The following is a 21,332-nucleotide window of genomic DNA, read 5'->3' on the forward strand; positions in this document are numbered from 1 at the left end:
TATAAACTTTACAAAAGTAAGTTTAAACCATATAATAGAAGGCAAATATAGACTGTAGAAAAAGCATCGTTTTTTCATATAGATTGAGGTGAATGATAATGGATTATAGCACGATGTGTCCGAAGTACGAAGTAGCCATGGATATTATCGGAAAAAAATGGACAGGACTCATCATTCGCGTTTTGATGGATGGCCCTAAGCGGTTTAAAGACATCAAATCCCAGATTCCCGAAATGAGTGATCGCATGCTTACGGAACGGATGAAGGAATTGGAGTCTGTGGGAATTGTGAAGCGTAACGTTTACCCAGAGACACCTGTGCGAATTGAGTATTCACTAACAGATAAAGGAAACTCCCTAAAAACAATCATCAACGCCATTCAAGACTGGAGCGAACAATGGGTGGACCATTGTTAAGTCTAGCCTGATAGTGTTAATTTCCGTTTCAGGTGCTCGCTTTCCGGGGGGCGTGCGGTGAGCCTCTTAGCGCTTTGCGCTGTTAAGAGTCTCACCTGTCCCGCTGATCCCTCAGGAGTCTCGCACCTTACACTCCAATTAACTTTTCAATGAAGCTTTCTTGGAACTCAGCACCATCTTGGATATAACTTTAATACGCAAAAAAGAAGGACAGCTGATTAAGGAGCTGTCCTTTTTTACATATTGCTTGTATGAAAACTAAAAGATACGTGGTCTTGAACGGGAATCCATGCTCCAATTCCTTGTTGTGTAACGTTTTGAATCACGATCTCTCTTTTACCGCCTTTTAAAACGATATACACTTCTCCGTAAGTGACTCGTCCTCTTTCATTAACGGCCGGGACATAGCTATCTAAATATCCCACTTGTTTTGGTGATACATGGTACACGTTCGATTTTTTTGTACCTGCCCCAACAGCTGTTTGAAAAGATAAAGGTAGCTTTGACTTTTCTGCTGCGGTGATGAGCATCATCTTTTGAACAGCTTCACTATTTGGAATTGATGCAGTAAGACCACCACTTACTTTTTTATGTGCGGTTTGGTTATAAGACAGTTTCGCAACGGCTTTTGCGCCTCTGTTGTCTAAACGGTTCGTATTGATTTGTTGATGTTCCCAGTTCACAGTCGTCTCAGTTGATTGATAAGACAATGGCCATTGACCTAGGTAGATTTTTGCACGGTACCAGAATGCTACTTTCGATCCATTTATCGTTGACTCGTTCAATAAACGAATTAAATCAGGGTTTGTGATTGGAACGTCCGATGTTTTGAGCATAGTTTTTGCAAGCTTACTCGGTTCTAAGTACGGAAGATCTTGGGCAGAGTTAGGATACGTGTTCTCTTTTGAAATGCTAAGAACCGAACTCGGTATTTTAATATCTGCTTTTGGAGCAGCTTTTTCTATTTTTTCCGCTTGTTTTTGTTTTTGCTCTGGCTGTTGCTTTGTTTTTTCAGCTGCTAATGCTGTATTGGATAACACAAAAAGCATGACAAATATCATAATAAAAATTCTCTTTTTCATAATATCCTCCTTTCCCCTATTTTTTTCTAACCCATAAAATTTATCCATGTTCCCTGCTTTGATCTCTCCGGATTTTGTTGGAAAATAAAAAACCCTCATTCTATAAAGAATCAGGGCACTGAATTTAACGTTGGATTTCAAAGCTTTCAGTAATGTTTATACTGTCTTTAACAGACTGAACCATCGAGCAGTTTTTTCTAGTCACGTTTAATGCTTTCTCAACCTTCTCTTCTGATAATTCTTTCCCTTTAATCAAGAAGTGGAGGTGAATGTCGGATACGCGGTTTGCCTCTTTTTCCATTCTATTGATCTTTGCTGACACAGTGATATCATCATACTGCATTCTCATACGCTCTAATACTTTTCGAAGAACTCCACCACTGCATACAGCTATAGAAGAAACGAGAAGTTGAAATGGCCGATAACCATATTCGGCGTTACCGCTTACCTCAAGTGTTCCGTATTCTACTTCTGTTTCAAATCCATTTTCAGTCATTTTAAATTCCAAGGATACACCCTCCTCATCTAAAACTTACACTCAACTTTTTCTGGTTTCCATTGTACAATGGTTTTAGTTTGTTTTGAAAAGGAGACGCTCATGCAGCTTTCTACGTATAAATTTTCAGTTCTAGTCAGCATTGTTTTTATTTCAGGGTTCGCTCAAGGTATGCTGCTTCCCTTAATTGCAGTTATCTTTGAACAAGACGGTACATCCGCTTCGTTAAACGGTTTCCATGCAACAGCTCTCTATATAGGCATCTTGATCGCTTCTCCGTTTATAGAGAAGCCTCTTAGAAAATTTGGTTATAAACCACTCATCTTAGCTGGACTTTTAGCTGTTGTACTTTGTTTTGCTATGTTTCCTGTTTGGAAAGTATTTTGGTTTTGGTTTGTATTAAGACTCTTGATCGGTATTGGAGATCATATGTTGCATTTCTCAACGCAAACTTGGATTACGACAAGTAGCCCTGAAAAAAAGAGAGGTAGAAATATTTCTATATATGGGATTGCGTTCGGAGCAGGGTTTGGAATCGGACCTCTTATGACAAAGATGCTTGAAGTAAACGAAAACCTTCCTTTTTGGCTTGCAGCCGGTCTTTGTTTTCTTTCTTTTCTTCTAATGACAACGATACGAAACGAAAGACCTGAAGCAGAGTCTGCTCGAACTTCTGGAGTAACAGCCATCGACCGCTATAAAGATGTTTTGAAATTAGCATGGGTATCTTTATTGCCACCTTTTGGTTACGGTTTTCTAGAAGCAACTCTACATGGCTCTTTTCCAGTATTTGCACTTCGTAACGGAATCAGCTTAGATTGGGTAGCCGTTCTGCTGCCAGCTTTCGTTTTAGGAAGCCTCGTCTTCCAGTTGCCACTAGGTATTCTCAGCGATAAATGGGGAAGAAAACCCATCTTAATCTTTTCATTTGTTTCAGGTTTCTTCTCGTTCCTGGCAACCTACTGGAGCATGAACAACTTTTGGCTTCTGATCAGTTTGTTCTTTTTATCCGGAATGTTTGTTGGATCGATGTTCTCTCTAGGCATCGCATATATGAGTGACCTGCTTCCTAAATACCATCTTCCTGCAGGAAATATTTTAGCAGGTATCAGCTTTAGCATCGGAAGCATGTCTGGTCCAATGATCGGGGGAAGTTTCATAAGCTGGTTTGATGGCGGTGCTTTTGTTTTTGCTATCTGTGGCATGCTATTCTTGCTCTGTTTACCGATACTTTTTATTAAAAATAATAATAAGATATCCATGAAGTCCAAAACAGCTTAGAAATAAAATTTTTCTTTTTACACCATATTAGTAAAGTAAAGCAGGATTTTTGACTTTAGTGGTTCAACCTTTAAACTAGACATTAGATAACTTAACTATCTTCAAAACAAGGAGTAGATATTTTTATGATGAGATTACGTTCGGATATGCCGGAACTTAATGGTGCTACACAATGGATCAATGGAGAAGTTTCAAAAAGTGATTTGATCGGAGATAAACCAACACTTATTCACTTTTGGTCTGTAAGCTGTGGATTATGTAAAGATGCAATGCCTAACATTAATCAATTTCGTGATGATTATAAAGACGAACTGAACGTTATTGCGGTTCATATGCCTCGTTCTGAAAAAGATCTAGATATCGATCAAATTAAAGAAGTGGCAGCAGAACACGATATTACACAGCCAATCTTTGTGGACAACGACCATACATTAACTGACGCGTTTGAAAACGAGTATGTGCCTGCATACTATGTTTTTGATGCAGAAGGTAAGCTTCGTCATTACCAAGCAGGTGGAGATGGTATGAAGATGCTAACAAAGCGTGTTAACCGTGTACTAGGAAAAGAAACAAAGTAAGCATACAAAAACCGGACAGCCGCTATCGCTGTCCGGTTTATTTATTTTGCTGCTTATACGCCATTATTTTAAGAATCGTTCGATCCATCGGAAGAGCATCGCTAAGAACTTATATAGAAAAAGTCCGAGCATTGCTCCCATACCATTAAGGAAGATATCATCAATATCAAAGATCCGTTTGAAATATTCGTATTGAAGCACTTCGATAATAAAACTTGTACCAAAACCAAAAACGAAAATAAAACGCCAAGAATTAAACACTCGGTAAATTAAAGGCAGCAACAAACCAAATGGTACGAACAAGAGCACATTCCCGATAATGTTCTTCAGGATCAGCCAATCATCCTCACTTCTCCACATCAGCCTTATGCTGTCAAACAAAACGAGATTAGCTGATCTTCCATATACATATTCATTAAATGAAAAAAGAGTGGCTTTAATTAAGACGGCCATATACACGATAAAAACAAGTGTACCTAAAATACTAAAAATGAATCTAACTTTTTTCATACTGCCTTTTCTCCTGCCTTTTAAAGAAATTCCCATAAGTGCCTTTTTAGTGTAACATGCAAAGCTCTTAAGGAGATACAGGTAAAAGACACAAACTTTTCTCCGTTCCCTATACACACTTCGCTGTATTTATCCAAAACATGTACTTCTTCTGTACTTTTTCACTGCCGTTTCTGAACAAACAAAAAAGCCACCCTGCTAACAGGACAGCTTCATACTTGTTCGTGTTCGATTAATGAAAGTCATTCTTTTTGTTCGAGGACTTACTCGTTTTATGCTGACTATCATTTTTATTGTTCTTATTGTTGTGGGTCTGTTTGTTGCTTTTTCCCATATCAATAATACCTCCTTAACGACAAGGTATGTATAGTTTTTCCTAGGATTCAGCCTTTAACAAGCCCCTTTTCTTGGCAAAATCAATCTTAAACTTATGAAACGTGGCATTTAAGACGCCTCCAGATAATAAGACGATACCCGTGAGGTAAAACCAAAGCATAAGGACAATAATTGCCCCAATACTTCCGTAAGTAGCAGAATAATTACCAAAATGATCAACGTAAAAGGCAAAACCGAATGAAACGATCTGCCAAAAGAATGTGGCAACAAGTGAACCGTACCAGATCTCACTATATTTGAGCTTTTTACAGGGAGCCAAATAATAGAGAACAGATACAACCGTCGCGATGATGAGGAAGCTGATCAACCACCGTAACACTCCCCAAATTTGAAGGAACTCATCACTTAATCCTAAGTATGAAAAGGCTGCGTTTCCAAGCATCTTTCCGAATACAGGGAAAACGAGTGCAACAACAAAAGCGAAAATAACGCCAAACGTTAAGAAAATGGCCAATAACCTTGTTTTTATGAAGCTGCGGCATTCTTCAACGCCATAGGCTTCATTCAAAGTCTTGATTACAGCATTGATCGCATTAGAAGCTGACCATATCGTAGCTAATATCCCAATTGATAAGAGGCCACCACTTCTTCCTTCTAATACAGCAAGTAAATTCTCTCGAACAGAATCCATCGCTTCTGATGGTACAAAGTGCTCTAACAGATCCAGCGCTTCTTTCGGTTCAATAAAAAAGGCTCCAAGCGTTAATAAGAAGATAAGAAAAGGGAACAGCGAAAGCAGAAAATAATAAGCAAGCTGTGCTGCAAGTCCTGTTACATCTCCTCTTTGAAAACCATGCATAAATTCAATTCCAAATGCTTTGGCTTTCATATGTTTGAGTATATGCCATAATGTCAAAGTTCCTCTCACCCCTTACTTATTTTTATACATTTCCCTTTATCTTTCCCCTTCCTTACGGTGATAAAAACTTTTTTCAGGATAAGTTTATAATTTTTTATAATGGGTAACTTAAGAATAATTCCATATTACAACATACAAAAAAAGGAGGAATTTTAAATGAGTTTATTATGGGCACTTATAATTGGAGGAATCATCGGTTGGTTAGCAGGTCTTTTAACAGGGCGTGACGTACCAGGCGGAATCATCGGTAACATCATCGCAGGTTTTGTTGGTGCATGGTTAGGTGGATTATTATTAGGTGATTGGGGACCAATGGTAGCAGGATTTGCAATCGTTCCAGCTATTATCGGTGCAGTTGTAGTAGTACTTATCGTAAGCTGGATCATGCGCAGTATGCGTAGCCGTGCTTAATAAGATTTACTAAAACATAATTCTTTTCAAAAAGAAAAGCTGGCTAAGGAAGATCGTGATATGATCTTCCTTTAGTCAGCTTTTTGCTTTGCTACAATAATTATGCATTTCCTTTAGGTTGCATAAGGTTTCTTGTTTGTCTAGTCGAGATAATGGCGCTGATTAATGATCGTTCGTCGAAATTTATAATCCGTCATGATGATTTATGATCGATGGCCGAAATTTATGCTCGGTCACGAAGATTTATGATCGATGGCTGAAATTTATGCTCGGTCACAATTAACAACCAATTAAACTAAAATCTTTTTTTAAATACATAGCTCGGCATCTCATAATTCATTTTTTCTTTATAGAAACGATGAGCGTCTACCCGGTTTACATTCGAACTTAATGCAACACAGTTACAGTTATTTTGAAGTGCAAAAGATTCCAAAAATGCGAGAAGTTCCTCACCGTATCCTTTTGATCTTGCGTTAGAATCTGTGATCAGATCGTACAAATAAACATGTTTACCATCATAAAGGTTGGTCAAAATAGCAAAACCAGCAACAGCAACAATTTTTCCTTCATGAACATTGGCAAATAACGTATAGCCTTCTTTCTCCATCTGTAAAAAAAGTTCATAGAAAAGATCTTCTGAAAGATGTGTACGAAGTTGACTCATAACCGGAAAAGCATCACGCACTTCTTGTTCTGATGATAATTGACGAATTTCACCCATCCGATATCCTCCTGATTATAAAGATTCTCTATTCTTTATTTCGACCAATAACCTCTCACACCCCGCTGTAACAAGGTCATACACTTCTTGAAAATTACCTGTAAAATACGGATCCGGAACATCCTCATTCTCATCTTCAGGGACAAAGTCCATCAGCCTTGCGATCATACCTGTTTTTTTCTGACCTGCCATCCTATGCATGTTACCAATATTCTCAGCATCCATCCCGATGATATAATCGTAGTCTGTTAAGTCTTTTGTTTTAACTTGACGCGCTTTCTGACCTTCATAGGAGATCCGGTTTTCTTTCAAGATATTCCTTGTTCCTTCATGAGGCGGTTCCCCTACATGCCAGTTTCCCGTTCCGGCTGAATCAATAGAAATTTTTTCTGATAAACCTTCTCGATTTACAAGATCTCGAAAAATCGCCTCCGCCATAGGAGATCGACATATGTTTCCTAAGCATACAAAGAGTACTTTAATCATAAATCATACCCCTTTCGTCTTCCTTTTAAAGGTATAACAATTTCATCCAATAATAAAGAGGAAATATACACAAAAATAAAACCAGGTTGATCCCCGGTTTTATTTGTTCTGTAAACTATCCTGTTATTAACTTTTTTAGTATGCAGTCTTTAATAAGCTAAACGACACTCGGAAAGCGAGCACCTGGAACGCAAAGAAAACACCTTCGAATCTGAACAAAAATATCCTTTTAGAAATATTACAATAAGCGTTTTTGATGCTTTTCGGTTTCCTAATTCTCCTTCACTGACTAGTTGATTGCAGTGGAAGGTGTGAGACTCCTGCGGGACAGGCGGGCAGGTGAGACACTTAAGAGTGAAACGTACAAATGTGGCTCACCGCCTGCCCCGCGGAAAGCGAGCACCTGGAACGGAAATCAACTACTCTCAAAAACAACAAAGAAAACACTAAAGTATCCGTTTAAATTAAGCCAGATAAGCCTCTCGAACGGACTCATTTGTAATGAGCTCATTCCCTTGACCAGCCATCACGATCTCTCCAGTCTGCAGCACATACCCACGATTCGCGATCTGAAGAGCCTGAAACGCATTTTGTTCAACGAGAAGAATCGTCATTCCTTCTTTATTGAGATCACTGATAATATCGAAAATCTGTTCTACGATTACTGGGGCTAGTCCCATTGAAGGTTCATCAAGCAACAAGAGACGTGGCTTTGACATGAGTGCACGACCCATGGCGAGCATCTGCTGCTCACCACCACTCATCGTACCCCCCTTTTGAGTTAAGCGTTCTCTTAACCTCGGAAAATAGTCGAAGACCTGTTCCATACGTTCCTTTATGACCTTTTTATCCTTCACGATAAAAGCACCCATCTCTAAGTTTTCTTTTACCGTTAGTCTAGGAAAAATCCTTCTTCCTTCAGGAACGTGTGCAATACCCGTTTGAGCAGTAATATGGGCAGGCTGTTTCGAAATGTCTTTTCCTTCGTAGATAACAGAACCTGTTTTCGGTAGAACCTGTCCACTGATCGTTTTTAAAGTCGTTGATTTCCCTGCACCGTTCGATCCGATTAATGTAACGATTTCCCCTTTTTCTACAGAAATACTAATACCTTTTAGCGCATGAATACCACCGTAATATGTGTTAATATCGTTTAATTGTAGAATACTCATCGTTCTCCTCCTTACGCTGGTGTTACGGCACTTTTTCCAAGATAAGCTTCAATCACTTTTACATTATTACGAATTTCAGCAGGCTTTCCTTCAGCGATTTTTTCGCCATGATCCAATACAAAAATCTGTTCAGATATCTCCATGACTAGCTTCATATCATGTTCGATCAAAACGATCGTTACATCCAAGTCCTCTCTCATTCGATGGATAAACTCGGTTAACTCACGTGTTTCTCTCGGATTCATCCCTGCTGCTGGTTCATCTAGCAGCAAAAGTTTAGGTTTGGTAGCCAGTGCACGCGCGATCTCAAGCCTTCGTTGAGCTCCATAGGATAGATTCTGAGCATCTTCGTTTAGATGCTTCGCAAGACCGACATATTCAAGCCAGTGGTACGCTTCTTCTTTGGCTAGTTGTTCTTCTTCTCTTACTCTTTTTGTTTGGAACAGAGTACCAACGATTCCAGCTTTCAACTGTTTATGCAAACCTACCATGACATTTTCAAGAACGGTAATATTTGAAAAAAGACGTATGTTTTGGAACGTACGAGCAATTCCGTGCCGGGAAATCTCATGTGGCTTCAACCCTACTAAAGAACTTGATCCGAGTTGCACATTCCCATTGTCCGGTTGATATACCCCGGTGATCAAGTTAAAGAAAGTAGTTTTACCTGCTCCATTCGGTCCGATTACCGCAGTTATCGAACCTTTTTCCACTGTCATATCTACTGAATTTACGGCAACAAGTCCGCCAAACTGTTTAGTAAGATTACTAACTGTTAAAATCGACATCTCTATACCGCCTCCTATGCCTGAAACCCTTTGTCAGGTTCAACCGTAATCTGCTCTTTTCTGTGCTTTTTAGATCCCTCTTTAAGAGATTCTTCATCAAACACAGGATTTTTAGATGGTATCAACCCTTGAGGGCGATAGATGGCAAATATGATTAAAATCGCTCCAAAGATAAATCGTTGCATTTTTGCTGGAGCGAGTGCTTCTGGAAAGCTGATCACACCATCAAGACTCAATTGATTTAAGTAATTTGTTACCTCTGTCAGTACTTGTAGATTTAGAATGGTAATTACTGCCGCACCAAGGATTACTCCTGGCACACTGCCCATGCCTCCTAAGATAACCATTACTAGAATGGTGATAGACTCTAATAACGTGAAACTCGTAGGGTCAACGAAAGTTTGTTTCGCTGCAAATACAACCCCCATCATTCCTGAAAAAGAAGCTCCGATTGCGAATGCTAAAAGCTTCGTACGCACAAGGTGGATACCCATCGATTGTGCTGCGATCTCGTTTTCTCTAACCGCCTTCCAAGACCGGCCTATTTTTGAGAACTCAAACCTTCTAACAGCTAGAATGACAAGAAACAAGATAGCAAGAACAATAAAGTAGAATTGATTCGGATAGACAAACTGATAACCGAAGATCTCTGGGGGTTTAACAGACGCTAATCCCATTGCTCCATTGGTAATGTTCACCGGCTTATCAAGGTTATTAAATACAATTCTAATGATCTCACCGAAACCAAGCGTAACGATCGCTAAGTAGTCTCCTTTTACACGAAGTACAGGGATACCTAATAAGACACCGAAAAGTGCAGCTACAAAGCATCCGATTAAAATAAAGATCCAGAAGCTCTCACCCGATAAAGGGAACGTTCCGAATGGCATAAAGTTAGCAGCTTGACCTGTTGCAAAGATTCCATACGTATATGCCCCGATCGCAAAGAAGGCTACGAACCCCAGATCTAGTAATCCTGCTAAACCAACAACAATATTTAGCCCCAATGCCATCGCTACATAGATACCAACAACTGTGGCGACTTCCATGTAAGATTGATAGCCTGGTCCGGTGCTTGATACAAAAGGTATCACGCCGATAAGGACGACACCTGCGATCAACCATTTTAGACGGTCTGGCAACTCTGTATAGTACAGAAGCAATAATGAGAACAACAGCAACAGAAAAGCGGTTACAGATGCCTGAGCAAGATATAGGCTCAACGAGGTAATCAGTACATAAAGGACGAGCAGGATAATTTGGGCCAGCTTGTTGCCTTTTAGTTTACTTGTCAGCTTATTCATCGCTCTTCACCTACACTTTCTCAGTAACTGCTTTACCAAACAGTCCTTCTGGTTTGAAAATTAATACGACGATTAGAATGGCGAACGCAAATACGTCTTTATACTCTGCGCCAAAGATACCACCCGTTAATAGCTGGAGATTAGCAGCTGCAAACATTTCTAGAATCCCTAACATGAGTCCACCTGCCATAGCACCACGAATATTTCCGATGCCTCCAAGAACAGCAGCCGTAAATGCTTTTAATCCTAGGATAAAACCGATATACGGATCGATCGTTCCATATTGAACAGCAAACAAAACTCCAGTTGCCCCACCTAGAGCTGATCCGATGAAAAAGGTCAACGAGATGACTCTGTTCACATTGATCGACATGAGCGATGCTGTTTCACGATCTTGAGCTACTGCTCTCATCGCCATACCCCACTTCGTTTTATTAACGAAGAAATCCAGTCCGATCATCATGATCACAACCGCAATGATTAAAATCAATGTAGAGGTTTTAAAGAACGCATCACTAAAGGAAGAGGAAATGCTAGAAAATTTAATCGAAAATTGCTCATTAAACATGGATGGACCCGTTAAAATATAATTTCCTCTTTTGTATTCTGTAATAAAACGAACGAGATCTTGCAGCAAAAACGATACACCGATCGCTGAGATCAACGTAATCAGTTTAGGGGAGTTTCGGAGCGGCCTGTATGCCATCCGCTCTATTCCAACACCCATGAAACCGGTTAGGATCGACGTAACCACCAACACAAGAATTAAAGCTAGAATAGCAGGCATCGCTGCTAACCAACCCATGCCTGTCATGAGAATCAGCATCGCAACTCCGATAAAAGCACCTGTCATAAAGATTTCACCGTGGGCGAAATTAATGAGCTCTAATATTCCATAAACCATCGTATAACCAAGTGCAATAACGGCGTATATCGCACCAAGAGCAATGCCATCTACGAGTACTTGAGGCAGACTTTGTAAAATGTCAGCTAACATAAATATTCCTCTCTTTCACGTCTGGGGAGTGTATGTAAAAAAGAAGAGGGACATGGCCGGTGGGGTCATTCCCTCTCTTGTAAACATAAGTTTACTTACTGATTTCGCCTTCTTGAACGCCTGGATATTTAGCTTCACTGAACTTGTAGATGTATACTTTAGCAAACTTGTTGTCACCGATATCATCGAAACCGACCTTCGTAACAACACCTTGGAAATCTTGAATCTTGCGGATTTCTTCTGCTACTTTTTCACGTGCCGGAAGGTCTCCGTCACTTCCTTCAATCGCTGCCTCAAGTCCTTTTAATAGAACGCTCATAGAATCATAGCCATAAGCCGAATAAGACTCTACGTTCTTGTTGAACTTCTCTTTATATTTAGAAGAGAAATCTTTGCCTTCTGTTGTTTTACTCGCATCAGCTGCTACCGAAGTATAATAAACATCTGTTACAGCATCGCCTGCGATTTCAACTAGAGTAGACGAGTCCATTCCATCTCCGCCCATGAATGGAATCTTAATGCCTTTGTCACGAGCTTGTCTGATCAACTGACCACCTTCTGTGTATAATCCACCGAAGAACACTAAATCAGGTTTCTTTGATAATACTTGTGTAAGTACACCGTTAAAGTCTTTCTCACCAACAGTAATCCCTTCATAACCAAGTATTTCAGCTCCAGCATCTTCAGCTGCTTTCTTAAATGCATCAGCAAGACCTGTTCCGTACGCTGTTTTATCTTGGATAACGAAGATTTTCTTAGCTCCTAATTTATTGATCGCAAAATCTGCACCTGCAGGACCTTGGAAATCGTCACGTGCTACGATACGGTTCACTGTTTTCAGTCCGCGGTCTGTTACCTCTGTGGCAGTATTTGCTGGAGATACCATCGGCACTTTATACTTTTCATAAACTTCAGATGACGGGATGGATACGCCTGAATTCAAGTGACCCACAACCCCAAGGATCGATTTATCTGAACCGATAAGCTGTGCGTTTGCTACACCTTTTTTAGGATCTGCCTGATCATCATACGGCTGAAGCTGAAGCTTGTACCCTAAGTCTTCAAACTTCTTCTTGTTTTCTTCCAATGCCAGTTGTGCACCAAGCTTAATAGATTCCCCAAGTGTTGCACTACCGCCAGATAAAGGAGTTTGCGTTGCGATCTTGATTACTTTTCCGCTTCCTCCCCCTCCATTGCTTCCTTCTGAACCGCCAGAAGAATTACAACCTGCCAAAAGTCCTAGTGATAATGCAGAAACCGCTAATACTTTTAACCCTCTCTTAATCCCCACCTAAAATCCCCCTTGTTTTGAATATTATGATAATTTCCACTATTTAAAAAAATAGTACATGAAGAAAAGGTATTAGACAACTAAATTTTTGGAAAAGTAGAATTTTTATGTTAAATTTAAAAGTTTTCCCTATTATTCAACATATTTCTTTTTCATTCGATGCCTAGAACTTTAGTAGGAAATAAAAAAAAGACTCACTGATTTTGACAGTGAATCTTTTATAAGTAGATTTATTTGCTCAAAATTTTCACGTGATATTTTCGAGTTCGCGGACCATCAAACTCACAAAAATAAACACCTTGCCAAGTTCCTAAGAGAAGCTTTCCATTCTGGATAAAGACCACTTGCGAAGAACCAACGGTACTTGCCTTAAGATGTGAAGCAGAGTTTCCTTCAGCATGGCGATACTTTGGGTGTTCCCAAGGATATACCTCGTCCAATCGCATAAGCATATCATGAACAACATCAGGGTCCGCATTTTCATTGATTGTAATTCCAGCGGTCGTGTGTGGACAGTATATGTACATTACACCATCGTTCACGCACTGTTCTTCTAGATAAGCTTCTAGTGTACTCGTGATCTCATACATCTCATCTCTTTGGTGTGTTTGTATCGTAAATACTTGTGCCATTTCATCCCTCCTCTTCCTTCTTATTTTGATGATTCCCTATGAAAATCCTTTTTACTATTCAAAGTTAGGCTCTATAAGATTTCGATAGCCAAAAAAAGAGAGGAATGGTCGTAAAACCATTCCTCTTCCATTTCACTTATTTACGATGAACGCGTGTACGGTCACCAGCGATTTTTTTCCATTTTGCTCTTTCTGCATTCGCTAACTTTTGATCTTCTTTGCGTGCGAAGTAAGCTAATTCGCGCTGAAGTTTTACATAACTGTTATAGCGATCTTCTTTTAATTCACCTGTTTCAATCGCTTCTTGCACTTTGCACCCTGGTTCATTTTGATGGGTACAATCACGAAAACGGCATAGTTCCGCATACCCTTCAACATCCTGAAAGCTTTGACTTAAGCTGCTGTCGCCTTCCCACAATTGAAGCTCTCTCATTCCCGGAGTATCGATTAAGATCCCACCACTATCAAGAACAAGCAGTTCACGATGAGTAGTGGTATGCTTTCCTTTTCCATCTTCTTCACGAATAACATTCGTTTTTAATACCTCTGAACCGAAAAGTTTGTTTGCAAGCGTCGATTTCCCAACACCAGATGAACCTAATAGAGCAACGGTTTCACCCTCTGTAATATATGCTGCAAGCTCATCAAGACCCGAACCAGTTTCTGCACTAACTGCAAATGTAGGAACACCAAACGCAATGGTTTCCACTTCATCTAAGAACTTTTGAACATCCTCACAAAGATCCGCCTTGCTTAGAACGATAACTGGAGTCGCACCGCTTTCCCACGCCATTAATAAATAGCGCTCGAGTCTGCGAAGGTTGAAGTCTTGATTTAGAGCATTTACTAAAAAGACCGTATCTACGTTTGTCGCAACAATCTGTTCATCTGTTGTTAAACCGGCTGCTTTGCGAGAAAACTTACTTTTGCGAGGCAGGATTCCGTGCACGTAAGCTTTTCCTTCTTGTGGAATAGCTTGAACCGCTACCCAATCTCCAACTGCAGGGAAATCATGACGACCTGTTGCATAAAAGCGAACCTTTCCTGTGATTTCACCTAATAATTCACCTTGCTCCGTTAGAACACTATAGAGTCCTTTATGCTCTACACTTATTCTTCCTGGAACAAGATTTTGATTTTCATATGTTTTAAACGATTCTTCAAATGTTTGATTCCAACCTAGTGATTTTAAATTCAATGTAATACCCTCCGAATAAATGTTGTCATTTTTTATAAAACTTTTCCTAATACAATGTTGTCCTAGTATGTGGTTGATTTCCGTTCCAGGTGCTCGCTTTCCGGGGGGCGTGCGGTGAGCCACCTCGACGCTATGCGCCCTTAGGTGTCTCACCTGTCCCGCTGATCCCCCAGGAGTCTCCCACCTTACACTCCAATCTCCTTTTCAAAGGAGAAAAAGGAACAAAATAGAAACAATGATTTAGTAAAAAGTCTTTTTTGCAAAATAAAAAGAACCTAAATATACATACTTAGGTTCTTTACTGAAAGAAAGGTACACAAATACCCCTCTTCATATAAAAAACCATGGCACTGTTGTACAGCCCATGGTTAAATGACAAATTTAAGCGAAGACATTACATACGCAAATAAACTATTTGCGATTCTTCATTGTCCCAATAGGCTGTACATAAATTACACTCTCTGAAGTCAATCCATTAAGTTGTCTCATTATACATACCTCCTTGGGTTTCATTAAGATTAGTTACTTTACATGTACACTATAGCAGTATATGCATAAAATGTAAATAGATGCATATTTTTATTTTTAAACAGAAGCATGCTGATACCCCTCAATAATGCGTTTGATCATTGGCATGTCCATATGAAGGGGGGCTGCTTCTATTTCTTCTAGCAGTTGTTGCGTGTTGCTATCATCGAACGTGATGTTTCTGTTCAAGTAATTTTTATAAACATCAATTACGCTGTTGAGAAGCTGTTCTTCTTCATTTAGAGACGGCTCGTAATCATACGGAGCAAGCTTAAACAGTTCAAGTCCAGCTTTTTCTCTCATTACTTGAAAAACATCTGCACTAAGTGGCGGATTGTTATTTGTAATATGGTAGATTTTCGTTTCTCTTCCCTTTTTTAAAACTCCAGTTAAAACATCTGCTACATAATCGACAGGAACAAGATTCTGCGTACTGCCTTCTTCACACAATAAGTGGAACACGCGATCTCCCATTCCTTTTCTCTGAAATCTTTTCTTAAAGACTTCAAGGCTTCGAAGTAATCCATACAGTGTAAATTTAGAATCCGCTTCACCTGTTTTAGAGTCTCCAATAATGATCGCAGGTCTTAAGATAGTCACGTCAAATTGATCTTCAAACTCCATACACAAGTGCTCTGCTTTACACTTACTTTCTTCATATGGATTGTTAAAATCATTGCTCAGACTATGCAATTCTTCTTTAGCATATTCGTCTTTGCCAAGCGTATAGGCGGTGCTCACATAATAGAAGTGTGATACACCCATTTTCTTAGCAGCATGAAGTGCATGTTGAGTACCTGTATAATTTATTTGAAAAAGTTCATCTTTAAGGTCCAAGTCAAATTTAACAAGGGCAGCCATGTGATAAAATACATCCATTTTATCTGTAAGCTCTTGCTCCGCTTCCTTCGTCATTCCTAAGTGAGGAGCGGTGATATCCCCTTGAATAATATGGATAACGCCGTTTAAATCAGCTGTCTTGTGAAGAAGCTGTTCCGCTTTTTGTAAGTTTCGCGCTAACACATAAAGTGTATGACCTTCACGCGCCAAATTTTGAATTAAGCGACCACCTAGAAAACCAGTTGCTCCAGTTAAAAATATATTCATTCAGCTGTTCCTTCCTATTCCTATATCAGCATACTTCTGCTTATATAGTACCACAACATGACTGGTATGGTGCCGGTTTCAAAAGATAGGCTAAATCAGCCACAAAATAAAAAAGCTGCTAAAAAGGCAGCCTTATTTTTCATCATCAGGTTTAGCAATATTAACAGCAGGCATCTCACTATTCATGTAATCAGTGGGATGGCCATCTGTTTGTTCATTCTGGTCATAAAAATAAGCGTTGATCTCTTGTTCTGCGTGAGCAGTCGGATCTTCAATAGGTTGTTGGTTCTTATGTTCCTTGTCCACAGTTACTCTCCTTTTCCACATGATTCACAAGCTTTAAATACTTCTTCATACTGAAGCTTTTCATTGGCATCAAAAGTATGATTGCTGAATTGAACAATACCTTCTTGATCGATGACAAAACATGAACGAATCGCAGTTCCATCTTCTTCGTTAAGAACAGCAAATTTCTTCGTTACTTTCTTGTGCCAATCAGCTAAAAGCGGATATGGCAAAGTTCCTAAAGCAGCTGCAAATACATTGTGTGAGTAAATGTGATCCACACTGATTGCAAGCACTTCTGTATTTGCCTCCTCAAAACGTTTGTAATCCTCTTTCCAAGAGGTTATTTCCTTGATTCAGCCAGGTGTAAAATCTAGCGGATAAAAAGCCACAAGGACATTTTTCTTCCCTTTAAAATCTGATAATGAAATATCTTTTTTTAATGTGGATGGTAACGTGAAATCGGGTGCAACATCACCTTTTTGTAGCAACTATCCCACCTCCTTGCGTCTTTAAGAATATACTTCCCTGAACATATAAAAGAAAACGTTGGAATATATAGTCATTGCATGGTAATGTCTAAAAAAGCTAAAGACTTATAAAAACCATTTCAAGACTTATAAATTTTTTTGAGGACCTATAAAAAAGTTTGAAGACGTATAAATTTTTCCGAAGACTTATAAAAGAATATTTCAGTACAAAAAAGCCAGGGACCGCGAATCCCTGACTTCATTTTTACTATTTTGTTTCAGTTTCTACTGTAATTTCAACTGTTTCTTCAGTTGTATCTTCTTCAGTTGCAGGCACTTCAACAACTTCTGAAACATCTTCTTCTAAAACATCTTCAACTGCTAAAATTGCTGCGTTAATGGCTGCATGTAACTTCGCATTTTCAGAAGCATGCTCAGCTGCTAATGAACGAATCTTGTTCAAAAGTGCAGAAACTTCTTCGTCAGTCGTAGTTTCTTCAGTTGCTGGTGCTTCTTCTGTTACTTCTTCTTCAGTTGCAGTTTCTTCAGTTGCCGGTGCTTCTTCTTTTACTTCTTCTTCAGTCGTAGTTTCTTCAGTCGCTGGTGCTTCCTCAGTTACTTCTTCTTCAGTTGTAGTCTCTTCAGTTGCTGGTGCTTCTTCTGTTACTTCTTCTTCAGTCGTAGTTTCTTCAGTCGCTGGTGCTTCCTCTGTTACTTCTTCTTCAGTCGTAGTTTCTTCAGTCGCTGGTGCTTCTTCTGTTACTTCTTCAGTTGTAGTTTCTTCAGTCGCTGGTGCTTCTTCTGTTACTTCAGCATCAGCATGTACTGCAGCGTTTGGTGCAGCATGCATTTTTGCGTTTTCACTTGAGCGCTCAAACGCATTAGAGTTGATTTTGTTTTGAAGAGATTTGTTTTCTAGCTTTTCTTTTGTGTTTTCAGAATCTTCTTCGTCAGAATGGTCTTCTCCATTCTCAACATCATCGTCCTCTTTAACTGCATCATCGTCAGCAATAACATCTGTTTTGTCTTCTTCTTTTACTGGATTATCTTCATTTTCCTCTTGCACTGCTTCATCTTCAGAATCTTCATCGTCTTCTTTAACCGCATCTTCATCCGAAGCATATTCGATATCCTCTTTACGAGTAGCATCATCATCTTCTGTTACTGAATCTTCCTTTTTACCCTCTTCAGGATTCGTTGTAACTGGAACTTCAATTTCAATTACTTCTGTTTTTTCTTCCTCAACAGGAACTACAACTTTTTCTGTAGGTTCTTCAGTAACAGGTTTTGCTACAACAGGCTCTTCTGTTTTAGTCGCAACAGCGTGAACCGCAGCATTTGGAGCAGCGTGTTTCTTAGCCGTTTCACTTGCATGTTCAGCAGCTTGAGAATGACTCTTATCTTTTGAAGGTTTTTCAGTTTTTTCTGGCTTAGTAGCAGCTTTCTCAGGTTTGGCTGGTTTTTCAACTTTTACTGGCTTTTGAATCTTCACAGTAACTTTAGCTGGTTTTTCAAACTTTTCGTCCTTAGCTTGTACGTGACCTTGAGATCCTTTTGCACTTTGAGCATGAGCAGCAATAGCCTTTTCTGATTGGTGCCCAGCCGCTTCAGCAGCCCCAGTACCTACAACAGCTGCAAGAGTTAATGTTCCAGCAAATACGATAGATTTTACAAATGTACGGTTGACTTTTTTCATTTTCATTCGCTCCTTAAATTTTCAGATAGTTGTTTACATTACAATTTTCTAGAAAAATTAAAGAGCCTTTTCCGGCGGTCTTCCCGGCGGTGCGTTCACCCATTGACTTCTTAAGAGGTCCATTCTGCCAAAATACACAGAAACCTTTTCCCCATCTTCAAAAATAATCGGCAACATTAAGCTAGCTTTAAAGTTAGCAAATGACACTGTTCCGCTCCCACCATCCGATTGGTTCGTTGTTGAGGAAGATCCTTGTCCTGTAGCAGCTGGAATTACTTTTGAAACAGGATGAGGAGGTACTTTTGAAGACTTCTGATTTGATAAAGGAGAGACATCCTTTTTCATCTGTGGATGACTAACTTTCTCCTTTAATGGAGTTGGCTTCTTTTCAAGTACCTTTACCGAATCTTTTTTTGGAACGGATTTGTTTACCACTGTTTTTCTATGTATTGCACTTGATGATTCAGCCTTTTTCAATTCAGAACGCTCTGCCTGAATGACTCGTTCGGTCTGCTTCACCGGGACATGTTCTTTCGTTTGTCTTTGAGGGTCTAATTTTTTTACCTTGCTTCGGTAGTTTGCATGCTGAGAATTTTTTTGTTTCGATATCGGAACTTGCTTCAACAACTTTGTTTCAGATCGCTTAGATTGAGGTTTATCCAACTCCGCTTTACTCTTACTTTCAGTCGGCTTTGTTTTCAATGCTATTCCTACTTGTTTTGTTGCTTGTACAGGAACACGATCTGTAACTTTGTCTTGTTGTACGATTTGCTGTCTGTTTCGCTCAGCATTATGATTCCGTTTCTCCACATCTTCTTTCTCTGCAAAAACTTCTGCAGGAATAAAAAGGACGGCACCCGCGATTAACCCCTGCATAATGAGGTTTGATATACGCATATACTCACCTCCTTTCTTTCAACTATATAATACTTCCATAACATTAAATTTTTGTCGGTCTTTGTCTAAAATAGTCAAAATTTCCTAATATCTTTAACATTCATTGGAAATGTCATTATAATGAATGATGATGTGACATATTATTTTAACGCATGAAACTTTGATGATGTTTGTACGTATTTTATGTATGGAAAGAAGGAGGAATTTTACATGAGAAGTGCGAATCCTGCTTTAAAAGGCTCCACTTTTGATAAGTTCAGGGGAATGTCTTTTAGCAAAAAGATGACTTTATCAGGAACAGTGAACAAAACGTTTATTCTTCTGCTTATCTTAATGGCATCTGCAATTTTTACTTGGTATCAATACAATTTAGGTAACCCAGTGAGTCATTTGATCTTGATTGGTTTGATTGGGGGTCTTGTAACGGCGTTAATCGTTGCATTCGTGCCTAAAACAGCACCCTTACTTGCACCGCTATATGCCGCGTTAGAAGGGCTTGCAGTTGGGGGGATATCCGCTAATTTTGAGGCTCAATTCAATGGTATCACCTTGCAAGCTGTTGCTTTAACTTTTGGAACGTTATTTGCCTTATTGCTCGCTTATATGTTCAGGATCATAAAAGTAACCCAGAACTTTAGATTGATCGTTTTCTCAGCGACTATGGGAATTATGCTTGTTTATCTCACTAGTTTTATTTTAAGCTTTTTTGGAATGAGCGTACCTTATCTGCATAGCACAGGTCCGATCGGAATCGGAATTTCTCTGTTTATCGTCGTAATTGCTGCACTAAATTTAGTTTTAGACTTTGATTTCATTGAATATGGAGCAGATCGCGGAGCGCCTAAATACATGGAATGGTACGGTGCGTTCGGACTCATGGTCACGTTAGTTTGGCTTTACTTTGAAATATTGCATCTGCTAGCTAAATTAAGAAGAAACTAAAAAAGAGAAGCCTATAAATGAACTGCACCCAAATTTTAGACCAATCTAAAATTTGGAGGTGCAGTCACAAAAGGCTTCTCTTTTCTTATGTTAAAATGTTTATCCATCTGTAAATCGTCCAGCATCCTACACTAATATTTACTGAATATAAAGCTACTAGCATGATTTTATTGTGATGTGTAACGAGCTGAACAAGATATAGTGTTCCCCAAAGGACGAGGATGAGCAATGCCCATGTGAGATTGCCAAGATTATCTTGAACGATCGCTCCGTAACTAAAGATCCATGTATAGGGAAGCAAGAGGCATCCTGTTACAAAGTAGCTACTATGAACACCGTGAGTTTGAAATTTGTTAGCTAGAGGTGCTCCTTTAACCATTAATCCATAAAGTAAACAAATTCCAATAACTATACCAAGGAAGAATACAATCTGAAAAATCTCATAAAAGAAAACAGGCAGTACGGAAAATGCCTCTAACCAGAACAATCTGCTAAAAAACAGAATGGTTAGTCCGAACAAGATATAAGGTATGGAATAGCTTGTTCGGATTCCCTTCCAAACGGTATGTCCTAACAAGAGTAGTCCATAAACAAAAAACAAAAAACCCAGCAGTTTGCTGGAAAAAAGCATAAGGAAACTGTATAAACAGAAAAGAACGGCAAACGCAATATGATAGAAATAATCATATTTTGTATGCCTAGCTTTTTCGAACGTATTATTTATTAAAATCATGTTGCACCTGCCAAGACTAGTCGTGTTTATACATTTATCGTCAAAGACTGGTTATT

The 21,332-nt window shown here is 39.2% G+C and carries 24 protein-coding genes; 5 read left to right on the forward strand and 19 right to left on the reverse strand.

Annotated features, from left to right (window positions below):
- Positions 1-98: 98 nt before the first annotated feature.
- Complete coding sequence (locus ACFS5O_RS02820) at positions 99-416, forward strand: winged helix-turn-helix transcriptional regulator (protein WP_066243338.1); 318 nt, start codon at positions 99-101, stop codon at positions 414-416.
- A gap of 236 nt (positions 417-652) precedes the next feature.
- Here ACFS5O_RS02820 and ACFS5O_RS02825 read toward each other — a convergent pair whose 3' ends face one another.
- Complete coding sequence (locus ACFS5O_RS02825) at positions 653-1,498, reverse strand: YfkD famly protein (protein WP_205724475.1); 846 nt, start codon at positions 1,496-1,498, stop codon at positions 653-655.
- Positions 1,499-1,622: 124 nt separating this feature from the next.
- A complete protein-coding gene (locus ACFS5O_RS02830) occupies positions 1,623-2,006 on the reverse strand; it encodes an OsmC family protein (protein WP_205724474.1) in 384 nt (127 codons plus the stop codon).
- Between the two features lie 90 nt (positions 2,007-2,096).
- Between ACFS5O_RS02830 and ACFS5O_RS02835 the strand changes: the two genes are divergently transcribed.
- The gene (locus tag ACFS5O_RS02835) at positions 2,097-3,275 is read left to right on the forward strand and encodes an MFS transporter (RefSeq protein ID WP_205724473.1); all 1,179 of its coding nucleotides are present in this window, start codon (positions 2,097-2,099) and stop codon (positions 3,273-3,275) included.
- A 128-nt stretch (positions 3,276-3,403) separates the two neighbouring features.
- Positions 3,404-3,853, forward strand: a complete 450-nt coding sequence (locus ACFS5O_RS02840) for a TlpA disulfide reductase family protein (protein ID WP_205724502.1) — start codon at positions 3,404-3,406, stop codon at positions 3,851-3,853.
- Positions 3,854-3,916: 63 nt separating this feature from the next.
- Here ACFS5O_RS02840 and ACFS5O_RS02845 read toward each other — a convergent pair whose 3' ends face one another.
- Complete coding sequence (locus tag ACFS5O_RS02845) at positions 3,917-4,363, reverse strand: VanZ family protein (protein ID WP_205724472.1); 447 nt, start codon at positions 4,361-4,363, stop codon at positions 3,917-3,919.
- A 376-nt stretch (positions 4,364-4,739) separates the two neighbouring features.
- Complete coding sequence (locus tag ACFS5O_RS02850; RefSeq protein ID WP_228116229.1) at positions 4,740-5,615, reverse strand: YihY/virulence factor BrkB family protein; 876 nt, start codon at positions 5,613-5,615, stop codon at positions 4,740-4,742.
- 159 nt (positions 5,616-5,774) lie between these two features.
- On the opposite strand from ACFS5O_RS02850, the gene ACFS5O_RS02855 reads away from it, so the two are divergent.
- Entirely contained in the window at positions 5,775-6,029 is a 255-nt protein-coding gene (locus ACFS5O_RS02855; RefSeq protein WP_066391095.1) for a GlsB/YeaQ/YmgE family stress response membrane protein, read from the forward strand.
- Positions 6,030-6,324: 295 nt separating this feature from the next.
- On the opposite strand, the gene ACFS5O_RS02860 is transcribed toward ACFS5O_RS02855, so the two are convergent.
- From ACFS5O_RS02860 to ACFS5O_RS02925, 14 genes are all read right to left on the reverse strand, one after another.
- The gene (locus ACFS5O_RS02860; protein WP_205724471.1) at positions 6,325-6,750 is read right to left on the reverse strand and encodes a GNAT family N-acetyltransferase; all 426 of its coding nucleotides are present in this window, start codon (positions 6,748-6,750) and stop codon (positions 6,325-6,327) included.
- Between the two features lie 15 nt (positions 6,751-6,765).
- On the reverse strand, positions 6,766-7,236 hold the full coding sequence (locus tag ACFS5O_RS02865; RefSeq protein ID WP_205724470.1) for a low molecular weight protein-tyrosine-phosphatase: 471 nt from the start codon (positions 7,234-7,236) through the stop codon (positions 6,766-6,768).
- 464 nt (positions 7,237-7,700) lie between these two features.
- The gene (locus tag ACFS5O_RS02870; RefSeq protein ID WP_066391090.1) at positions 7,701-8,408 is read right to left on the reverse strand and encodes an ABC transporter ATP-binding protein; all 708 of its coding nucleotides are present in this window, start codon (positions 8,406-8,408) and stop codon (positions 7,701-7,703) included.
- An 11-nt stretch (positions 8,409-8,419) separates the two neighbouring features.
- On the reverse strand, positions 8,420-9,196 hold the full coding sequence (locus ACFS5O_RS02875) for an ABC transporter ATP-binding protein (protein ID WP_205724469.1): 777 nt from the start codon (positions 9,194-9,196) through the stop codon (positions 8,420-8,422).
- A 14-nt stretch (positions 9,197-9,210) separates the two neighbouring features.
- Positions 9,211-10,500: a branched-chain amino acid ABC transporter permease gene (locus ACFS5O_RS02880; protein ID WP_066391086.1), complete on the reverse strand. Its 1,290-nt coding sequence runs from the start codon at positions 10,498-10,500 to the stop codon at positions 9,211-9,213.
- A 10-nt stretch (positions 10,501-10,510) separates the two neighbouring features.
- Positions 10,511-11,497, reverse strand: a complete 987-nt coding sequence (locus ACFS5O_RS02885; RefSeq protein ID WP_205724468.1) for a branched-chain amino acid ABC transporter permease — start codon at positions 11,495-11,497, stop codon at positions 10,511-10,513.
- Positions 11,498-11,588: 91 nt separating this feature from the next.
- Positions 11,589-12,788: a branched-chain amino acid ABC transporter substrate-binding protein gene (locus tag ACFS5O_RS02890; RefSeq protein WP_198769103.1), complete on the reverse strand. Its 1,200-nt coding sequence runs from the start codon at positions 12,786-12,788 to the stop codon at positions 11,589-11,591.
- Positions 12,789-13,018: 230 nt separating this feature from the next.
- The gene (locus ACFS5O_RS02895) at positions 13,019-13,420 is read right to left on the reverse strand and encodes a secondary thiamine-phosphate synthase enzyme YjbQ (protein ID WP_205724467.1); all 402 of its coding nucleotides are present in this window, start codon (positions 13,418-13,420) and stop codon (positions 13,019-13,021) included.
- Positions 13,421-13,556: 136 nt separating this feature from the next.
- Positions 13,557-14,618, reverse strand: coding sequence for a ribosome small subunit-dependent GTPase A (gene rsgA, locus ACFS5O_RS02900; RefSeq protein ID WP_205724466.1), 1,062 nt, complete (start codon positions 14,616-14,618; stop codon positions 13,557-13,559).
- A 585-nt stretch (positions 14,619-15,203) separates the two neighbouring features.
- A complete protein-coding gene (locus ACFS5O_RS02905; RefSeq protein WP_205724465.1) occupies positions 15,204-16,253 on the reverse strand; it encodes an SDR family oxidoreductase in 1,050 nt (349 codons plus the stop codon).
- A gap of 132 nt (positions 16,254-16,385) precedes the next feature.
- A complete protein-coding gene (locus ACFS5O_RS02910; protein WP_198769106.1) occupies positions 16,386-16,559 on the reverse strand; it encodes a hypothetical protein in 174 nt (57 codons plus the stop codon).
- A 2-nt stretch (positions 16,560-16,561) separates the two neighbouring features.
- Positions 16,562-17,029 carry a redoxin domain-containing protein gene (locus ACFS5O_RS02915; protein WP_318300063.1) on the reverse strand — a complete coding sequence of 156 codons (468 nt, stop codon included), beginning with the start codon at positions 17,027-17,029 and terminating at the stop codon, positions 16,562-16,564.
- Between the two features lie 247 nt (positions 17,030-17,276).
- The gene (locus ACFS5O_RS02920; RefSeq protein WP_205724464.1) at positions 17,277-18,704 is read right to left on the reverse strand and encodes a hypothetical protein; all 1,428 of its coding nucleotides are present in this window, start codon (positions 18,702-18,704) and stop codon (positions 17,277-17,279) included.
- A gap of 57 nt (positions 18,705-18,761) precedes the next feature.
- Positions 18,762-19,601, reverse strand: coding sequence for a hypothetical protein (locus tag ACFS5O_RS02925; protein WP_205724463.1), 840 nt, complete (start codon positions 19,599-19,601; stop codon positions 18,762-18,764).
- A gap of 210 nt (positions 19,602-19,811) precedes the next feature.
- On the opposite strand from ACFS5O_RS02925, the gene ACFS5O_RS02930 reads away from it, so the two are divergent.
- A complete protein-coding gene (locus ACFS5O_RS02930; protein WP_205724462.1) occupies positions 19,812-20,543 on the forward strand; it encodes a Bax inhibitor-1/YccA family protein in 732 nt (243 codons plus the stop codon).
- An 85-nt stretch (positions 20,544-20,628) separates the two neighbouring features.
- On the opposite strand, the gene ACFS5O_RS02935 is transcribed toward ACFS5O_RS02930, so the two are convergent.
- Entirely contained in the window at positions 20,629-21,276 is a 648-nt protein-coding gene (locus ACFS5O_RS02935) for a hypothetical protein (protein WP_205724461.1), read from the reverse strand.
- Positions 21,277-21,332 lie beyond the last annotated feature (56 nt).

Origin of the sequence: Fictibacillus nanhaiensis (assembly GCF_042686385.1) — a bacterium.
Taxonomy (GTDB): Bacteria; Bacillota; Bacilli; order Bacillales; family Fictibacillaceae; genus Fictibacillus; species Fictibacillus nanhaiensis.

Bases quoted from the DNA above. Each gene is read 5' to 3' on its own strand.
- ACFS5O_RS02820 (WP_066243338.1), top strand. From the start codon at position 99: ATGGATTATAGCACGATGTGTCCGAAGTACGAAGTAGCCATGGATATT.
- ACFS5O_RS02825 (WP_205724475.1), bottom strand. From the start codon at position 1,498: ATGAAAAAGAGAATTTTTATTATGATATTTGTCATGCTTTTTGTGTTA.
- ACFS5O_RS02835 (WP_205724473.1), top strand. From the start codon at position 2,097: ATGCAGCTTTCTACGTATAAATTTTCAGTTCTAGTCAGCATTGTTTTT.
- ACFS5O_RS02840 (WP_205724502.1), top strand. From the start codon at position 3,404: ATGAGATTACGTTCGGATATGCCGGAACTTAATGGTGCTACACAATGG.
- ACFS5O_RS02845 (WP_205724472.1), bottom strand. From the start codon at position 4,363: ATGAAAAAAGTTAGATTCATTTTTAGTATTTTAGGTACACTTGTTTTT.
- ACFS5O_RS02855 (WP_066391095.1), top strand. From the start codon at position 5,775: ATGAGTTTATTATGGGCACTTATAATTGGAGGAATCATCGGTTGGTTA.
- ACFS5O_RS02860 (WP_205724471.1), bottom strand. From the start codon at position 6,750: ATGGGTGAAATTCGTCAATTATCATCAGAACAAGAAGTGCGTGATGCT.
- ACFS5O_RS02865 (WP_205724470.1), bottom strand. From the start codon at position 7,236: ATGATTAAAGTACTCTTTGTATGCTTAGGAAACATATGTCGATCTCCT.
- ACFS5O_RS02870 (WP_066391090.1), bottom strand. From the start codon at position 8,408: ATGAGTATTCTACAATTAAACGATATTAACACATATTACGGTGGTATT.
- ACFS5O_RS02875 (WP_205724469.1), bottom strand. From the start codon at position 9,196: ATGTCGATTTTAACAGTTAGTAATCTTACTAAACAGTTTGGCGGACTT.
- ACFS5O_RS02880 (WP_066391086.1), bottom strand. From the start codon at position 10,500: ATGAATAAGCTGACAAGTAAACTAAAAGGCAACAAGCTGGCCCAAATT.
- ACFS5O_RS02885 (WP_205724468.1), bottom strand. From the start codon at position 11,497: ATGTTAGCTGACATTTTACAAAGTCTGCCTCAAGTACTCGTAGATGGC.
- ACFS5O_RS02895 (WP_205724467.1), bottom strand. From the start codon at position 13,420: ATGGCACAAGTATTTACGATACAAACACACCAAAGAGATGAGATGTAT.
- ACFS5O_RS02905 (WP_205724465.1), bottom strand. From the start codon at position 16,253: ATGAATATATTTTTAACTGGAGCAACTGGTTTTCTAGGTGGTCGCTTA.
- ACFS5O_RS02920 (WP_205724464.1), bottom strand. From the start codon at position 18,704: ATGAAAAAAGTCAACCGTACATTTGTAAAATCTATCGTATTTGCTGGA.
- ACFS5O_RS02925 (WP_205724463.1), bottom strand. From the start codon at position 19,601: ATGCGTATATCAAACCTCATTATGCAGGGGTTAATCGCGGGTGCCGTC.
- ACFS5O_RS02930 (WP_205724462.1), top strand. From the start codon at position 19,812: ATGAGAAGTGCGAATCCTGCTTTAAAAGGCTCCACTTTTGATAAGTTC.
- ACFS5O_RS02935 (WP_205724461.1), bottom strand. From the start codon at position 21,276: ATGATTTTAATAAATAATACGTTCGAAAAAGCTAGGCATACAAAATAT.